This window comes from Cryobacterium sp. Sr3 (assembly GCF_004402835.1).
In the GTDB taxonomy this organism is placed as follows: domain Bacteria; phylum Actinomycetota; class Actinomycetes; order Actinomycetales; family Microbacteriaceae; genus Cryobacterium; species Cryobacterium sandaracinum.
This window is the reverse complement of the sequence record NZ_SOFA01000024.1, coordinates 24502-40910: the sequence shown is the minus strand read 5'-3', so window position 1 is coordinate 40910 and position 16409 is coordinate 24502. Positions and strand designations below refer to the sequence as shown.

At 67.0% G+C, this 16409-nt stretch carries 16 protein-coding genes; 9 read left to right on the top strand and 7 right to left on the bottom strand.

What is annotated here, in order from left to right:
- Positions 1–53: 53 nt before the first annotated feature.
- On the bottom strand, positions 54–851 hold the full coding sequence (locus tag E3N94_RS05540) for a protein phosphatase 2C domain-containing protein (protein ID WP_233191185.1): 798 nt from the start codon (positions 849–851) through the stop codon (positions 54–56).
- Between the two features lie 37 nt (positions 852–888).
- Positions 889–1977, bottom strand: a complete 1089-nt coding sequence (locus tag E3N94_RS05535; protein WP_166790068.1) for an FHA domain-containing protein — start codon at positions 1975–1977, stop codon at positions 889–891.
- 596 nt (positions 1978–2573) lie between these two features.
- On the opposite strand from E3N94_RS05535, the gene E3N94_RS05530 reads away from it, so the two are divergent.
- A complete protein-coding gene (locus E3N94_RS05530) occupies positions 2574–3053 on the top strand; it encodes an Lrp/AsnC family transcriptional regulator (protein WP_104099637.1) in 480 nt (159 codons plus the stop codon).
- Between the two features lie 4 nt (positions 3054–3057).
- Positions 3058–4563, top strand: a complete 1506-nt coding sequence (locus E3N94_RS05525) for an aspartate aminotransferase family protein (RefSeq protein ID WP_134401955.1) — start codon at positions 3058–3060, stop codon at positions 4561–4563.
- 67 nt (positions 4564–4630) lie between these two features.
- On the opposite strand, the gene E3N94_RS05520 is transcribed toward E3N94_RS05525, so the two are convergent.
- Entirely contained in the window at positions 4631–5827 is a 1197-nt protein-coding gene (locus E3N94_RS05520) for a DUF4192 domain-containing protein (protein WP_134375053.1), read from the bottom strand.
- A 162-nt stretch (positions 5828–5989) separates the two neighbouring features.
- On the opposite strand from E3N94_RS05520, the gene E3N94_RS05515 reads away from it, so the two are divergent.
- Positions 5990–7171: a MarP family serine protease gene (locus E3N94_RS05515; RefSeq protein ID WP_134401954.1), complete on the top strand. Its 1182-nt coding sequence runs from the start codon at positions 5990–5992 to the stop codon at positions 7169–7171.
- A gap of 253 nt (positions 7172–7424) precedes the next feature.
- Positions 7425–8135 (top strand): RNase H family protein, encoded by a 711-nt coding sequence (locus E3N94_RS17560; RefSeq protein WP_134401953.1) that lies wholly within the window; start codon positions 7425–7427, stop codon positions 8133–8135.
- Here E3N94_RS17560 and E3N94_RS05505 read toward each other — a convergent pair.
- Entirely contained in the window at positions 8128–9699 is a 1572-nt protein-coding gene (locus E3N94_RS05505; protein WP_255570370.1) for a sugar porter family MFS transporter, read from the bottom strand. The two genes, E3N94_RS17560 and E3N94_RS05505, sit on opposite strands and share 8 nt — an antisense overlap.
- Before the next feature lie 9 nt (positions 9700–9708).
- Between E3N94_RS05505 and E3N94_RS05500 the strand changes: the two genes are divergently transcribed.
- Positions 9709–10572 (top strand): DUF429 domain-containing protein, encoded by an 864-nt coding sequence (locus tag E3N94_RS05500; protein ID WP_134401952.1) that lies wholly within the window; start codon positions 9709–9711, stop codon positions 10570–10572.
- On the opposite strand, the gene E3N94_RS05495 is transcribed toward E3N94_RS05500, so the two are convergent.
- Positions 10544–10834, bottom strand: a complete 291-nt coding sequence (locus tag E3N94_RS05495) for a hypothetical protein (protein WP_134401951.1) — start codon at positions 10832–10834, stop codon at positions 10544–10546. The genes E3N94_RS05500 and E3N94_RS05495 overlap by 29 nt on opposite strands.
- Before the next feature lie 211 nt (positions 10835–11045).
- A complete protein-coding gene (locus E3N94_RS05490; RefSeq protein ID WP_134401950.1) occupies positions 11046–12023 on the bottom strand; it encodes a Pvc16 family protein in 978 nt (325 codons plus the stop codon).
- A gap of 190 nt (positions 12024–12213) precedes the next feature.
- Here E3N94_RS05490 and E3N94_RS05485 point away from each other — a divergent pair, with 190 nt between their 5' ends.
- On the top strand, positions 12214–12504 hold the full coding sequence (locus E3N94_RS05485) for a hypothetical protein (protein ID WP_104099644.1): 291 nt from the start codon (positions 12214–12216) through the stop codon (positions 12502–12504).
- A gap of 413 nt (positions 12505–12917) precedes the next feature.
- Here the strand turns inward: E3N94_RS05485 and E3N94_RS05480 are convergent, their stop codons facing one another.
- The gene (locus E3N94_RS05480) at positions 12918–14381 is read right to left on the bottom strand and encodes a cryptochrome/photolyase family protein (RefSeq protein ID WP_104099645.1); all 1464 of its coding nucleotides are present in this window, start codon (positions 14379–14381) and stop codon (positions 12918–12920) included.
- 75 nt (positions 14382–14456) lie between these two features.
- Here E3N94_RS05480 and E3N94_RS05475 point away from each other — a divergent pair, with 75 nt between their 5' ends.
- The 3 genes from E3N94_RS05475 to E3N94_RS05465 all read left to right on the top strand — a co-directional run bounded on the left by E3N94_RS05475 (position 14457) and on the right by E3N94_RS05465 (position 16375).
- A complete protein-coding gene (locus tag E3N94_RS05475; protein WP_134401949.1) occupies positions 14457–15359 on the top strand; it encodes an oxygenase MpaB family protein in 903 nt (300 codons plus the stop codon).
- Between the two features lie 9 nt (positions 15360–15368).
- Positions 15369–16100, top strand: a complete 732-nt coding sequence (locus E3N94_RS05470; RefSeq protein WP_134342020.1) for an SGNH/GDSL hydrolase family protein — start codon at positions 15369–15371, stop codon at positions 16098–16100.
- 71 nt (positions 16101–16171) lie between these two features.
- On the top strand, positions 16172–16375 hold the full coding sequence (locus tag E3N94_RS05465; protein ID WP_104099648.1) for a hypothetical protein: 204 nt from the start codon (positions 16172–16174) through the stop codon (positions 16373–16375).
- Positions 16376–16409: the final 34 nt, after the last annotated feature.

The following is a 16409-nucleotide window of genomic DNA, read 5'->3' as shown; positions in this document are numbered from 1 at the left end:
CGACAGGCGCTCCCTAATTTTAGGTGTCTCGCTGCCGGACGGGCGGTAGAAAGCTACCCCAACTCTGGGGGTACGACATCGCCGACGGTGATCACGTCGAGCACGATCACCGTGACGTTGTCGCGGCCACCGTTGTCGAGCGCGGCTTCCAAGAGAGCCCTGGCCGCGTCATCCGCCCGCGGGTTGGAGATCAAGAAATGACGGATGCCGTACGCCGTCAGCTCCTTGGTCAGGCCGTCGGAGCAGATCAGGAGCCGCATCCCGGCCTGCAGGGGGCGGATGCGATAGTCGGGCACGGGCGGTTCGTGGAAGCCCACGGCGCGGGTGACGATGTTGCCGTGCGGGTGCACATCCGCTTCGTCCCTGGTGATCCGGCCCGCGTCCACGAGTTCCTGGACCACGGAGTGGTCGGTGGTAACCTGCTCCAGCACGCCGGAGGTGAGCTGGTACACCCGGGAGTCGCCGATGTTGAACACGATCCACTGCGGCTCGCCGGAGACGACGGCCAGCGCGGCGCCCGTCACGGTCGTTCCGGTGCCAAGGTCGGTCACACCCTCGCCCGAGGCCATGTCGACGACGGAACGGCTGAGCGCGTCGTTGATCGCCTCCGCTTCGACGTGGTCCGTTCCGGCGAGCTCGGCCAGCCGGGTCACGACGGCGGCGCTGGCGACGTCGCCGGCGGAGTGACCGCCCATGCCGTCGGCGACCGCGAAGACGGGAATTTCGGCGACGAGGCTGTCTTCGTTGATCTGGCGGCGGTGCCCGGTGTCGGTGATCGCCGCCCAGGCCAGCGTCACGGTTTTCTGCACCGATGGAAGTACGACGATGGAACCGGTTGAGCCTTGACCAATCTGGGTCACGGTTGTGCCTTCCGAAATTGCCGTGCGATTACTGACCGGGCGTGTTGCCGGCTGCGGGGAGGATCTCGATGATATTACCGTCCCCTAAGTGCACCGTCGTACCGGGCAGCACTGCGAGCGATTGGCCGGAATGGAGCCGTTGCCTGCGCCCGCGTGGCGGAGCCACCACGGTGCCGTTCGTGGAACCGAGGTCGGTGACAACGACAGAGCCGCCCTCCTGTCGTATTTCCACGTGGGTTCCGGAGACGGCGGAGGTGGGCGAGGCAACCTCGATCAGCCGCACCGGCGCGGTGGCACTGATGCGCGGCGCTCGCGGTCGGCGACCGAGCCGGCAGGGAAGGTCCAGCGGGATCTCCTCCCCGTTCGGCAGCCGGAACGCAAAGCGAGCCTCGGCGGCCCGGGCCCGTGCGCCGGCCGCAGGCCCGGGCTGCCCGGGCGCCCGGACGTCGGAGATCAGGGTGTCGGCCCCGGCCGGGCGGGCGAGAACGGTGTCGGCGTCCGCCGCGCGGCCCGCAGAGCCGGAGCGCACGATCGTGGCATCGTCGGCAGGTGAATCGTCAGTCAGCGCAGCGTCGGCCTGCGCTGCGTCGGCCTGCGCAGCGTCGGCCTGCGCTGCCTCGGATTGGCTGTGCTCTGCCAACGACCAGAACAGGGTGTTCGCGAACACGGATCCGAGCCCGAATGGTCGGCCGGAGTCGAGGGCGCGCGAGGAGGCCACGGGTCGCCCGGTGGAACCCACCGTGAGACCGGTCACGGCCCGGAAGTCGGCCAGCAGCCAGGGGCGAATGCTGGCGTCCGAGAACCGGCGCGACCCACCGACCGAGTACACGTCGACCGCGACTTCGCCGCGAAGGACCACGGAGACGGGGATGCCGTCTTCGTCCGTGGGAGCGCGCTGAATGATCACCGCAAAATGCTCGACGGCGTGCTCGCCACCGAGTGGCAACAGGGCGACGAGCTCTTCGGCTTCGACGTGGGGTGCCGTCACCAGCGCGGCCAGGGTCAGGGTGATGCCCGACGGGGTGCCGGCGGGCAGGGCGGCGATGAAGCCGCGCCCCACGACGAAGATCCAGGCGGCTTCGGTGCCGAGACCGGTTTCGTATCCGACGCGCCCCACGGGAATGGTGCCTTTCCGTTACGTTGACGATCAATATTCGGACGCCGATTCAGTGGCCGATCAGGTCGGTGGCCGATGTATGACATGGCGTGCGTGATTTGCGCGTAGTCCGCGAACTCGTACATCGACAGGTCTTTACCGTAGCCGGAGTGCGTGAGTCCGCCGTGCGGCATCTCCGCGACGAGGCCATTGCTCCCGCCGCCGACACAATCGAGCAGTGGGCCGCGGCGCGGGATGAACGTCCGTTCCGGCCACCACGTCGATCCGAACCGAGCCGAGGATCAACTCCGTCCCGAACGAATTCGACGGAGATTCTGGCTGGATCGGCCCTGAACCCGCCAAAGCAGCTGGTTATAACCAAAATCTCCGTCGAATTGGTTATCCACGGTGGCCGCCGTTGACGAAATTGCGAAGGTCGCGAGCGCTCACGGGACTCCCGAGTGGTTCGATGAGCCGGCGGAACCTCCCCATTAGCGACCATCCCAGCGGCGGGAACCGAGCCTGAACCAGGCAAACTCCCAAGGATTCCGTTGTGTTTGACGTGAATTGCTTCGGAATCGCTTGCCTGAGGTCACTCCCGCTGGCATACTCGCTGGATGAGCGTAAACGGGCGCAATGCGGGCAGGCCGGCAGCACTGGATGAGGTCTCGAAGAAGATCATCGAGCAGCTCCAGAACGACGGCCGACGCTCGTATGCCGAAATCGGCAAGGCGGTGGGCCTGAGCGAGGCCGCAGTGCGGCAGCGCGTGCAGAAATTGACGGATGCCGGCGTCATGCAGGTCGTCGCCGTCACCGACCCGATGCAGCTGGGCTTCTACCGCCAGGCCATGATCGGCATCCGCGCGACCGGGGACACTCGACTGCTCGCGGACCGGCTGTCCGCCATTCCGGCCGTAGACTACGTCGTCCTGACGGCCGGATCCTTCGACCTGCTGGTCGAAGTTGTCTGCGAGGACGACGACGAGCTGATCGACCTCCTCAATTCACAGATCCGTGGTCTCGAGGGCGTCAGCTCCACCGAGACCTTCGTTTATCTCAAACTCCACAAGCAGTTCTACAACTGGGGAACACGGTAAAAAAATGACAATCACATTAGCCACCACCGACTCCGCCGCGCCCGTCACCGCAGTCGCCGCCGAAGTTGCCACCGACAGCACCGGCGACACCACAGCCGAGGCGTCGGCCACACCCCGCGTCTACACGGATGCAGAGAACGCCACCCTGCAGCAGAAGGCGAAAGACCACCTCTGGATGCACTTCTCGCGCCAGTCCGTGCTCGAAAGCGGCCACGGCGTGCCGATCATCACCAAGGGTGTCGGCCACCACATCTGGGACTCGAACGGCAAGAAGTACATCGACGGCCTGAGCGGGCTGTTCACCGTCAATGCCGGCCACGGCCGCAAGCGGCTCGCCCAGGTGGCGGCGAAGCAGGCCGAGGAACTCGCGTTCTTCCCAATCTGGTCCTACGCCCACCCGAGCGCCATCGAACTAGCCGATCGTCTGGCCGCAAACGCGCCCGGCGACCTCAACCGGGTCTTCTACTCGACCGGAGGCGGCGAGGCCGTGGAGACCGCCTTCAAGCTGGCCAAGTACTACTGGAAGCTGCAGGGTCGCCCCACCAAGCACAAGGTCATCTCCCGCAACGTGGCCTACCACGGCACCCCGCAGGGCGCCTTGGCCATTACGGGCATCCCGGCCATGAAGGAAATGTTCGAACCGGTCACCCCCGGCGGATTCCGCGTCCCGAACACCAACTTCTACCGCGCCGACGAGCTGGGTTCCGGGCTCGGTGACGACGTGGAGAAGTTTGGCCTGTGGGCCGCCAACCGCATCGAAGAGATGATTCAGTTCGAGGGCCCGGAGACCGTGGCCGCGGTGTTCCTGGAACCCGTGCAGAACTCTGGTGGCTGCTTCCCGCCGCCCCCCGGCTACTTCAAGCGGGTGCGCGAGATCTGCGACCAGTACGACGTGCTGCTGGTGGCCGACGAGGTCATCACCGCTTTCGGACGCATCGGCAACATGTTCGCATCCACGACCTTCGGGATCGAGCCGGACATGATCACCTGCGCGAAGGGCATGACCAGCGGCTACTCCCCGATCGGCGCCACCATTATCAGCGACCGCATCTACGAGCCCTTCAAGCACGGTGACACGACCTTTTATCACGGTTACACTTTCGGTGGCCACCCGGTTTCCGCGGCCGTGGCCATGGCCAACCTCGACATCTTCGAGGAGGAAAAGCTCAACGAGAACGTGCGTGAGAACTCGCCACTTTTCCGGGCCGAGCTCGAGAAGCTGCTCGCCCTGCCGATCGTGGGCGACGTGCGCGGCGAGGGCTACTTCTTCGGAATCGAGCTGGTGAAGGACAAGGTCACCAAGGAGACCTTCAACGACGCCGAGTCTGAGCGCCTGCTGCGCGGCTACCTTTCCAAGGCGTTGTTCGAGGCCGGGCTGTACTGCCGTGCCGACGACCGCGGAGACCCCGTCGTGCAGCTCGCTCCCCCGCTGACCATCGGCCCGGCCGAATTCAGCGAGATCGGCGACATCCTGTACGGCGTGCTGTCGGAGGCGCCCAAGTACCTGTAGCCGCTATGGCCAACCGGATGCCTGAAGCCGGTTACCTGCCGCCGGAAGTCCGATAGCGGCATTCCGCTCAGGCGTTTTCGGGTTCGTCCGGAGGGACCGCAAACGCCCAGTCTGGTAGGTGCCCCGAACCGAAAACGGTGTGGAGCAACTCAGCCATGCCGTACTGCCGGTCAATGGCGAGTGCCTGGTCGACGAAGATTCCGGCGACCGACCCGCGCCCCATCGCCCACGACAGCCAGGCCAGCATGCACAGCGGCGCCGGTCTGGCCGTGCGCGGCGCCAGAGCGACCAGCACCTTCAGCAGTCGGATCGCCGGCTCGATGCGTTCGGGGTCGGGGCGCTCCCGGCCGAGCCCGAGCATAAGGTCGCTCGTGACCCGGGAGTGCGGACTGTCGAGTCCGTCGGACTGCTCCTCAGCGATGATGTCGTCCAGGCTCCGCCCCGTGGCTCGCTGCAGGATGGCATACCGCAGGTTGAGGCAGTGCGTGTTGCGGCCGACCGTCTCTCCGAAGGCGAATTGCAGCATCATCTGGTCCCGGCAGGCCGGCCCCTGCATCAGGAACAGCAACGCGGCCGCGTCGTCAAGCCCCAGGTTCTGCGGGTCAAAACCGAGCGCCGCCTCCGCGGCCACCACCGGGTCGAGGATGTCACCGGCCAGCTCAAGCAGTTCGGGCATTGTGCCTGCCTGGCCGCCGAGGCGTTGATAGCGCGCCAGCCGGCGGCCGAGCCGCTCTCTCATCGACGGGTCGACCACCGGCAAGTCCGCGCGACTCTGCAGCGTCGCGAGGTCGCGGCGAACCTCGTCGGGGATGGCCCGGTGCACCTCGGAGGCGGCGATCGCGCGGAGCGGATGCCCGCCGGCCGGGCAGTCCGGGTCGAAGTACGAGCCCCACCCGTCGGCGGCCACGCACAGGGCGTCCCGAAGCAGGAAACCGGAGAGCCGGGCGCGAGCGCACAGCACCTCGACGAAGCGTTCCTGCGGCAGGCCGGCCACAGCCACGATGTTCTCGTCGCTGTAGACGACGGGCACCAGCGCGTCGACGTCCGGGATCTTGCAGAGCGTTCCCACGAGCGTGGTGGCGATGCGCTTGAGCACCTTCTCCGGTGCCGCAGGGTCGGGCAGGTTGAACCGCATCGCCCCGCAGGTACGGTTGCCACGGAAGGCGACGAGCACCAGGCTCTTCTCGGGCAAGAACCCGGCGAGCTGCGGCACGAGCGCGAGGAAGTCATGTGCTTCCCTGGTCTTGACGATTGTCCTATTCATGGGTCCACCCTCTCCGGAGCCGCCTCCACCTCCCGATCCAAGCCGGGTCGGTGCACGACTCGGCGGATTCACATTCTGGGGAGGACTGGCCACGTACTCTGGTTCAGACGGATGCGGCCGGTGGGCAAGCGCACGACACCGACAACAGGACGAGGTTCACGGATGGCATTCTCAATTTTTCTGGATGTGTTGCTGCTGGTCGTGCTGTTCGGCTACCTGATTTCCGGATACCGCAACGGCCTCATCGGCAGCATCGCCGGAATCGCCGGACTCGCGGCGGGTGCCGTCGCCGCCTACTTTCTGGTGCCGCTCGTGGGCACCTGGGTTCCCGCCGCGGAGTGGCGCACGGCCGCGACCCTCGCGGCCGCAGCTGTTCTGCTGATCGGCGGCCTCTCGCTCGGACGCTCCATCGGCAGGATCCTGACTCCCCAGGGCACTCGCAACAAGCTCCGGGTCGTCGACCGCGTGCTCGGCGCCGGCGCAGCCGTCGCGGTGTCGGCCCTCGTGGTCTCGATGATCGCCTTCAGCGTCGGTGCCCTCGGGGTCCCCGTGGTGTCGTCGGCGGTGAGCTCGTCGAGCGTGATCCGCTCGATCGACTCCCTGACCCCGGACCAGGTGAAGAGCTTCCTGGCCCAACTGCGCTCCATCGTGGTGACCGAGGGCATCCCGCGTGTCGTGGAGGCCTTCAACGGCGAGGCCCCGGTCGTGCCGAGCGTGGGCACCGACAGCGACGCCCTGCGCGCGGCGAGCGCGTCGGTGATGAAGATCAGCGGCACCGCCTATGCGTGCGGGCAGAACCAGTCCGGCAGCGGTTTCGTGGTCGCTCCGGAACGGGTACTCACCAACGCTCACGTCGTCGCCGGGGTGGAGGAGCCCGTCGTCGTCACGCCCGACGGCAGGTCCCGTTCGGGTCAGATCGTCTACTTCGACCCGATCGTGGACCTCGCCGTGATCGCAGTGTCGGGGCTCGATGCTCCCCCGCTCTCAATTGGCGACAATCTTCCCCCGGGCAGCCTTGCGGTGAGCAGCGGCTATCCCTTCGGCGGGCCATTCGAATCGGCGCCGGCCGAGGTCGTCGCCGTGGCCCCGGCCCTGGTAGCCGACATCTACGGGCAGGACCCGTCCTCCCGGCAGATCTACACGCTGGCTGCCGACGTCGACCACGGCGAATCGGGCGGCCCCTTGCTCAGCGAGGCCGGTATCGTAACGGGCGTCATCTTCGCGAAGTCGACCACCACCGAGAACCTCGGTTACGCCCTCGCCATGGAGGAAGTCGACCCGGTCGTAGAGCAGGCCGCCACGCTCGGCTCCCCGATCTCGTCCGGCACCTGCATCAGTGGCTAACTGAGTGAGTCCTCGTCGACTGACTGTGTCGCTGCCTGCGGTCAAAACTGACTGTGCCCGGTGGACCCTGGTCCTCCAGGGCCGGACGCCGCACCCGGTACCGAACCAATTCGACGGGGTGGGCGGAAGAGCCAGTCGAAAACCCCCGTCCGCGAACTCTCAGTGGCCGCGGCCATGAGGACTCGCCCATCTGGTCCGCGATGGCAGACTAGACAGGTCCTGAACCAGCGGAACCACAGGAAAGGCTCACTGTATGACGATCATCGCCGCCGCCGACGGTTCGGCTCTGGGCAATCCCGGCCCCGCCGGATGGGCCTGGTTCGTCAACGATTCCTGTTGGGCCGCCGGCGGCTGGAAGCACGCCACCAACAATCAGGGCGAACTGAAGGCCGTGCTCGAACTGTTCCGGGCCACCGCGCACCTCGACGACGACCTTCTCGTGCTGTGCGACAGCCAGTATGTGATCAACTCCATCACCAAGTGGATGCGCGGTTGGAAGGCCAAGGGCTGGCGCAAGGCGGATGGCAAGCCCGTGATGAACCTGGATCTGCTCCAGGAGCTCGACGAAGCTCTGGCCGGACGCCGCTACCGGTTCGAATGGGTCAAGGGCCACGCTAACCACCCGCTCAACGAGGCCGCGGACAGCCGGGCCCGAGCCGTGTCAGAGGCGTACCAGCGGAACGCGCCGATCAACGCCGGCCCCGGCTGGGTGCGGGGGGGCGATGCCGCACCGGTTCGGCGCCCCGCGCTGACCTCGGCCACGAAGGTACGGGCCGTCGCTTCGCCTGCCGCCACCCCGAAGCTCCCGGCCGGCCCGTCGCATCCGGAGCTGTTCGCGTTCGACGATCCGGATGCCTCCCACACCGTGTCTCTGCAACTCTCCGCCGACGAGCACGCCCGTCTGACCGATCGTGCCGCCAGGCTCGGCGTCAGCGTCGGAGAACTTCTTCACGGGCTTATCTGACCTCGGTCTGCTTCACCGCGTTCTTCGACGCGGTCTTCGCCGCGTTCTTCGGCGGCAGAAGGGTGTTCGCCTCGTCGAGGGACATGCCATTGGTCTCCGGGATCTTGGTCAGCACGAACACGAATGACAGCGCCGCGAACAGCGCATACAGGCCGTAGGTCAACGGCAGCGAGACTGCCGCCAGTGTCGGGAACGTGACGGCGATCAGGAAGTTCGCGATCCACTGGGCCGCTGCGGCGATACCGAGCGCCTTCACCCGGATGGTGTTCGGGAACATCTCGCCGAGCAGCACCCAGACCACCGGGCCCCAGGACGCACCGAAGAAGACCACGAACACATTGGCCGCAACCAGGGCGATCCCACCCCACGCACCGGGCAGGCTGATCTCGCCGCCCACAGTGACCGCCTGGCTGAAGGCGATCGCCATCGTGGCCAGCGACAGCGTCATGCCGATGGAACCGGTCATCAGGATCGGCCGACGTCCGATCCGGTCGATCAGGGCGATGGCGATGAAGGTGACCGCGATGTTGGTCAGGCCGGTGAACACCGAGATGGTGAGCGAGCTCGACTCCTCGAAGCCGACCGCCTTCCACAGGGTGGTCGAGTAGAAGAAGATCACGTTGATGCCGACGAACTGCTGGAACATCGACAAGAGGATGCCGATCCAGACGATCGGGCGCAGGCCGAAGGCCTTGCCACGCAGTGACCCGGTACGCTGACCCAGCGTGTCGGCCTTGATCGAGGCACGGATGTCGCGGATCTCGCGGTCCACATCGCCGTTGGGCCACACCTTCTGGAAGACCGCGCGGGCCTCCGTCTCACGGTCTTTCAGCACCAGGAACCGAGGGGACTCCGGGAGGATCTTCGCGATCACGAAGTACACGGCGGCGGGCAGCGCGCAGGCCAGGAACATCCAGCGCCAGGCGTCGATCCCGAACAGGGAGGGCTCACCCGCGCCTCCCGCGGTGTTGGCGAACAGGGCGTCGGATAGCAGAGCAGAGAAAATACCGATCGTGATGGCGAGTTGCTGGAGCGATCCGAGGCGTCCCCGAATCGCTCGCGGTGAGATCTCGGCGATGTACGCCGGCGCCACCACGGATGCGAGCCCGATGCCGAGACCGCCGACGATGCGCCAGAGCACGAGGTCGTAGATGCTGAAGGCGAAGGCGGAACCGACCGAACTGACGAAGAACATGATCGAGCCCAGAAGCATCACCGGAATTCGACCGTATCGATCGCCGACCCGGCCGCCCAGGTAGGCCCCGGCTGCGGCGCCCAGTAGCGCGCTCGCGACCGCGAAGCCGGTGAGGGTCGCCGTGAGCGCGTACTCGTCTTGAATGGCATTCACCGCGCCGTTGATCACGGACGCGTCGAACCCGAAAAGAAACCCGCCGAAGGCTCCCGCCACTGCCAGCGCAATGACCTTTCCGTTCGTGGATGGTTTCTCAGTCTGGGTCATCGTCAGGGCCTCTGTCCTTTTTGTTGAACAATCCGAAAAGACTACGCCCCAACGAAGGGGTGCCGAACCTCGGCGGAACCTGCGCCCGCCATCTCCCTGTGCTATCCATAACTCATGACGCGATTCCTCGGAGTTGACCTGGCCTGGGCCGAAGGCAGCACGTCGAAACCGGCCAATGAATCCGGCCTGGCTTGCATCGACGAGAGCGGCCGGGTGCTCGACGCCGGCTGGGCCCGCGGCACGGATGCTGTGATGCGCTGGATCGACTCCCTGTGGGAACCCGGCGCCGTGCTGGCGGTTGACGCGCCCCTGGTGGTGAACAACCCCACCGGTATGCGCCTGTGCGAGCGGGAAACCGGCAGTCGCTACGGCCGCTGGCATGTCTCCGCGAACGCGTCGAACCTCGGCCGCCCCTGGGCCGGCGGGGTGACGATCCGCCGCCGATTGGAAGCCTCCGGCTGGACCTACACCGACGGCCTCGCGCCGATGGATAAGACCACCCCCAGCTTCTTCGAGTGCTACCCCTACACGACGCTCGTGGGTGCGGCGGAGTTCGGCTACCTCGACAAGCGACCCCGCTACAAGCGCATGGGCACCTCTCTTCCGCCGGACGAACGCCGGACTGCGCGGGCCATGGTCTGCGATGACCTCATCCAGCGGATCTGGGGGCTCACCCGAGCGTCGCCGCCGCTCGACCTGGGCTCCCATCCCGTCTCGGACGCCCTGGTGACGGAGCATTCACCGTTGGTCGACCGAGCCTACAAACACCGGGAGGACCTGATCGACGCCCTGCTCTGCGCCTGGACGGCCTCGCTCTGGTGGCACCGGGGCACGGAGCGCTGCCAGGTTCTCGGCGCCCGGGACAACGTGTCGGAGCTCGGTCACCGACCGACCATCATCGCGCCGGCCCGGCCGGAGCAGCGCCGCGGCGACGAAGGGGCGCGGCTCGTCACCGCACCGGGTACCAGCGCGTCCTGACCCGCTCGGTCACCTGCCACGACACCGGCTCCACGTGGGTGCGGGCCGCGACGAGCACTCGGTCGCCGACCCGGAGGGCCATCGCGGCGTCATCCGCCGTGAAGCGCACGATCGCGCGCGGAGAACCGGCCACCACGGCAAGATCGGATGCCTCCACGGTCGTCAGCTCCGCGGCGGCGGCCGTCAGATGCGGCAGGACGGAGTCCGGGGCGATGCCCGAATGGAGAGCACCGATGATCAGGGTGATACGGAAAGACGGCATCCAGTCAGCGTAGGCGGGTGCGAACGAACAGGTGTCTACCGGTCTCAGGTGTTTCCCGACGTCCCGACAGAACCGACGACCCGACGACCCGACGATTCGACGGAATCGAGGCCCACCATGATCTGGCGCGGCCCTCTTCTAGCACTGCAGGCGTTCCTGACACTCACCTCCCGGTCGGGAGGTCTAACTCTGCAACTCGGGCTGGACGTGCTCAGTCCCCGGTGGCCGACGCGGAATCCGGCTCCGGCTCCGGCTCCTGCCCCGGCCCCGGCCCCGGAAAGCGCACCTCGACCCGGGTCCGGTCCGCCAGCTCGTCCCCGGCCGGATGAGTCAACTCAATGATCACGACGCTCGGTGACTGGCCGAGCAGGTCGAGGATGGATCCGATCTCCAACCCGGAGTAGGGGTCGTCGACATCGAGCACCTCCGGCCGCATCCCGAACAGAGGGTCGGACTCGGCGATCATCAGCACGGCGCCGCGGTGTTCGGCCTGTTCGAAGATGCGGCCGAGGTTGTCCTCGGTGGCGGCAGCGCTGGCTCCCACGACCTCGTTCAGGGGCACCGTCACGAGAGGCTTGCCCAGTTCGTTCGCGACGGATGCCGCGGCCTCGGCCTTCGCCACGGCATCCGCTCCCGTGAACACGGCGAGCGCACCTGCCCCGGCCAGCTTCACGACATCACGGACGGTTCCGACCACTGCCGTGCGCTCGGCTGCGTCCAGGGTGAACGAGGCCATCACGCCGAAGGACAGTCGCAGCGGTGCATTGGATGCCAGCCAGAGGGAGGTCAGCACCTCGTTGGTCAGCGGCGAGGGTGAGAGCCAGACCTGCAGGTTGTCTGCCGAGCCGATCGGGACGTTCAGCACGGGATGGCGTTCGATGGCGGCCCGCGCTGCACCGAAGGCACGGTGGCTGCCGGCATCCGTGTCGACGTCGTCGCCGGGAAAAGCACTCACCAGGTAGTGCAGCTCCGAAATCACTCGGCTGGGTCCCCTCTGGGTCTCCTCCCGATAACTGATCAGGCTGTCGTAGTAGAGGAACAGGTTGATGGAGGGGCCGATGACACCGGTGCGGGGTGCGCCGAGCACGTAGGCCGTGACCTGCAGCCCGATCGGCGGAGAAGACAGCAGTCGTTGGAGCGCGACGGTCGTCGAGGCGATGGCCTGGCCGTAGTTGGTGAGCGACGACATAGGGACCCCGGCTTCTGAGAGCTTCTGGATGCGAAAGTGAGCAGACAGTGCCACGGTACTCCGGCTCACCAACCAGGTCGAGGAGTTCGGCTGCACCACGGCGGAACCGGCCCGGTGCCCATCCCGCGGATGCCGTAGCCTGCTTCGATAGATGTGTTCCTCGCGATGTCCGCCTCAGTGAAGGAGTTCCATGGACTACTCGGCAACGATCGTGGCCCAGACCCACGTCACCAAGCCCGACGCACTGCGGCTGATCGCGGAGGCGGCCGGGTCGACCGTGCGAAATGCCGGGACGGCGCATCCGTTCGTGCCCCTCGTCGGCGGCGGTCGCGTCGAAGTGGAGATCCCCAAGTTCGGCGAGGGCCCGCCGCTCGCGATCGATGTCTTCAACCCCCACGGGGCCGAGCAGGCTCGGGCTTCGGCACTGTCATTGCAGGCTGCCCTCGCCAGCGTGACCGATTGGCCGACCGAGGTCAGGTAGCCGCGTGCGCGGCAACCCGCCCAGATAGACCCCCACCCGCCGCTGGACTCCTCCCCCCTTCCCGACGCGGATCAAGCCCCAGCAAACCTCGATGCGACGACCGCGTCCCGATGACGCGCTCCCGAGGTCTCCCTCCCGCCTGCCATCCGCGGCCAGACCCCTGCACGCCTCGCGGCGCACCTTATAAGGTCGGCGCAGGTTGGATCCTGCGCCGGCTTCCACGACCCGCGCCGCCCTGTGCCTGGACTCAAGCTCTGACTGACCTACAGCACCACACACTTGCGCGGCAGCTCGCTCAGGGGAAGTCGAGGGCTGCTCGGGTTACAGGTCACCTGCTGAGAAGTTTGACTCTAACGGTGTCGTGGTTGACCTACGGGCCGCGACGGACTCACGAGGCGCCCCGCGGGCGACGCTCACCACTCGGTGCGTGCACGCTCCTGCTCGACGACCTCTTCCCGGTCGACCAGGCGGCGCAGTCCGGCGAGCGGTTGCGCCATACGGTGATTGCCCCGGATGCGTGGCTCCACCCGGTCGAGGAAGGCCCAGTACCCGGCGGTGAACGGGCATGCGTCCTCGCCCAGGCGTTTCTTCGGGTTGAACGTGCACGCGCCACAGAAGTCGCTCATCTTCGAGATGTAGGCGCCCCCGGAGGCATACGGCTTCGTGGCGACGATCCCGCCGTCGGCGTGCTGGGACATCCCGACCACATTGGCGGGCATCACCCATGGGGCGCCGTCGACGAAGGAGTTCGTGAACCACTCGGTGAGCTCGGCCGGTTGGTAACCGCGCTGCAGCGCCCAGTTGCCGAGCACCATCAGCCGCTGAATGTGGTGCGCATAGCCCGTGCGGCGCACCTCGTCGAGCACATGGCTGAGGCACTTCGCCCGCACGGAACTGCCATCGAGCTCAAGGAACTCCCGCGGCAGGGCCACCCGCGCCTCGAGGTGGTTGCTGCGCCGCACGTAGTCCTCACCCAGGTGCCAGTACAGGTGCCAGACCCAGTCCCGCCAGCCCATGATTTGGCGCACCACGGCCTCCACGCTCTGCAGTGGGGCTCCCCCGGTCTCGTACGCGGCGACTACGGCGTCGATCACCTCCCGCGGATGCAGCAGCCCCAAATTAAGGGGAACGCTCAGCCTGGCGTGGGCCATCGTCTCATCCCCGAGCAGCGAGGCATCCTCGAAGGGGCCGAAGTCGCTCAAACGCGTCTCGACGAAATCGGCGAGCGCCACAAGCGCTTCCGCCCGGGTGGCGGCGAACCGGCGGGGTCCGTCTTCGCCGATCAGTCGAATGCGCCCCTCGGCCTGCCACCGGTCGAGGTCGGCGCGCACCTGCTCGTCGATGTCGTCCTCCACCGGATGGAAGGGGTCCGGCAGCCCCAGGCCCACCGCTCCCTTCGGCGGCGGCTGACGGTTGTCGTGGTCGAAGTTGAACCGGCCGCCCTCGGGATCGGGCCCGCGCATGAGCAGCCCGGTTTCCGTGCGTGCACGGCGATAGAACTGATCCATGATCAGCCGGGACGGCGGTCTCCCCGCGGCCCAGACGGCGAAGTCGGCCTCACTGGTCACGAAGCCGCGGCTGGGTAGCACCCGCGCGCCGAGCTCGTGAACCAGCGCGCGGGAACCCCACGAGGTGGGGTTGACCACCTCGAGGTCCCGGCCGGCCAGCACATCCCGGTAGTGCTCGGCGCGCAGGTACTCGACCCGATCACCGAGCTCCCTGGCCCGGTGCCTGAGGGCGCTGAGAATGAGGTGCGCCTTGGCGCGATGGTAGGGGCGCCGACCGAGAACGCCGACGGACTCCACCATCAGGATCGGTCCGCCGTCGTCGAAATGCGGGCCGAGCTGGTCGGCGAACAGAAAGCGAGGCACTGCCATGGCTTCGAGTTTAGATGCTTTGCCGCACGCAAGGTTCGAGGCCGATGCCCAGCCGCGACGGGTTAGCCTCGGACCATGGGCAGGTTCGTGGACAGTTGGCGGTCGCATCTTCTGGTGACCTTTTCGGGGAACGGGTCTGGTCGCCCGCAGTGGGTCGAAAAAATCGAACAGGGCGACGATATCGGCTTCTTCGGTCCGGGCTCCGCCTCCTGGGCCGTGCATGGTGGGATGGCGACGATGGTCGCCGGCATCCGTGCCCTGCTCATGCAGACCCTTCATCCCGGCGCGATGGCCGGCGTGCACGATTGGTCGCGCTATCGGGAAGACCCGCTCGGACGGCTCTCCGGCACCATTCAGTGGCTCGTCACCGTGACCTTCGCCGACACGACCCTGGCCGAGCACGAGTCGTCCCGCGTGGGGCGCTTCCACGACCGGGTCACCGGCACCTACCGCGACGCCCACGGTATCGAGCGCCCCTATGCCGCCGGGGACCCCGAACTGCTCGCCTGGGTGCACATCGTTTTCACCGACGCCTTCCTGGCCTCGCACACACTCTGGGGCGACCCTATCCCCGGCGGGGCCGATAGCTACGTGCGCGAATGGGCCAAGGCCGGAGAACTCGTCGGCGTGCACAATCCGCCGCGCTCCGCGTCCGAACTGCAGGCACAGCTGGATGCGTTCAAGGATGCCGGCATCCTCAAGAGCGACGAACGCGTGGCCGAGGCGGTGCGCTTCATTCGCAATCCTCCGCTCCGGCCCGCCATGATGCCCTTCTACCGGGTCATGTTCGCCGGCGCCGTCGCCTCGATCCCCCGCGAATACCGCGAGCTGCTCGGCCTGCGGCGCTCCCTGCTCCCGGTGGTCTGGGGCACCGGAGCCGTTCTCCGCCTGGTGCGCCTGCTCCTTGGCCGGTCGTCGACCTCAGAGGATGCCGCCCGGGCCCGTATCGCGCGTCTCTCCGCCGAGAACCCCGCCTAGACTGCACGGATGCCTCCGCGCCCTGACCTCTCGCGTACGGGCGCGACTCGCACTCGCCGCTTCCCCTTCCGACTGCTGGTGATCGGGCTGGCTGCCCTCGTTCTGACCTCACTGGGAATCTTCGCAGCCGTCAACCCCGACCTCTCGGAGACCGACGGGGACGTGCAGGTGACCCGCCCCACTGACCGCCCCCTGCGCGTGCTGTTCGTGGGCGATTCGATCAGCTACGGCCTCAACGCGGAACTGCAAGACCTGGGCTTCCGTCCGCTGATGGTCGATGCGCTCGCAGAGGGCGGCCCGGTTCAGGAATTCCACAAGAATCGGGCCGGTGCCACCACCCGCACGGTATCCAGGCTGGTCGATGTGCCGGAGAACCTCGACCTGGCCGTGGTCGAGCTGGGCACCAACGACGTGCTCGACCAGACCGCGCCCGACGAGTTCGCGCTCAGCTACCGGTCACTCCTGGACCGCGTGCACACCGAATCTCCGGGCGTCCCCCTCGTCTGCGTTGGCACCTGGGGCAGCGCGGATGAGACCGACGCGTACAACGACATCATCGACCACGAGTGCGCCCGAGAAGGCGGCGCCTTCGTCAGCCTCTACGACCTCTATCTGATCGAGGCCAATCGCGGCCCCGCCGGACGGGATGTCTTCGGCGGCACGAGCGATCGTTTCCACCCCAATGACGCAGGCTACCGAGCGATTGCCGAGCACCTTCTGGGCCGCATCAGCATACGCTGAACTGTTTTGCATATCGCGGGGTGAAAGTACACCCCCTTGATGATTTCCTCTCTGTGAGGAAACCTCCAAGCATGAGACAAAACGACTGGGTACTCACCGTCCACTGCCGGGAGTGCGGGATCGGCGGCACAGCCCAAGTCGGAACCGACCGGCGCATCGTCTGGCCGGTGATCGTGCACGAGGGCGACTGCGAACTCGCCGATGACAAGGACCTCGTGGAGTCCCGCTCCGGGCATCCCGTGCATGGAGTCCGCCAGTCGGCTTACGCGCTGTGACGCCCCGCGGCACCCCGAACGAGTTCGACGACGG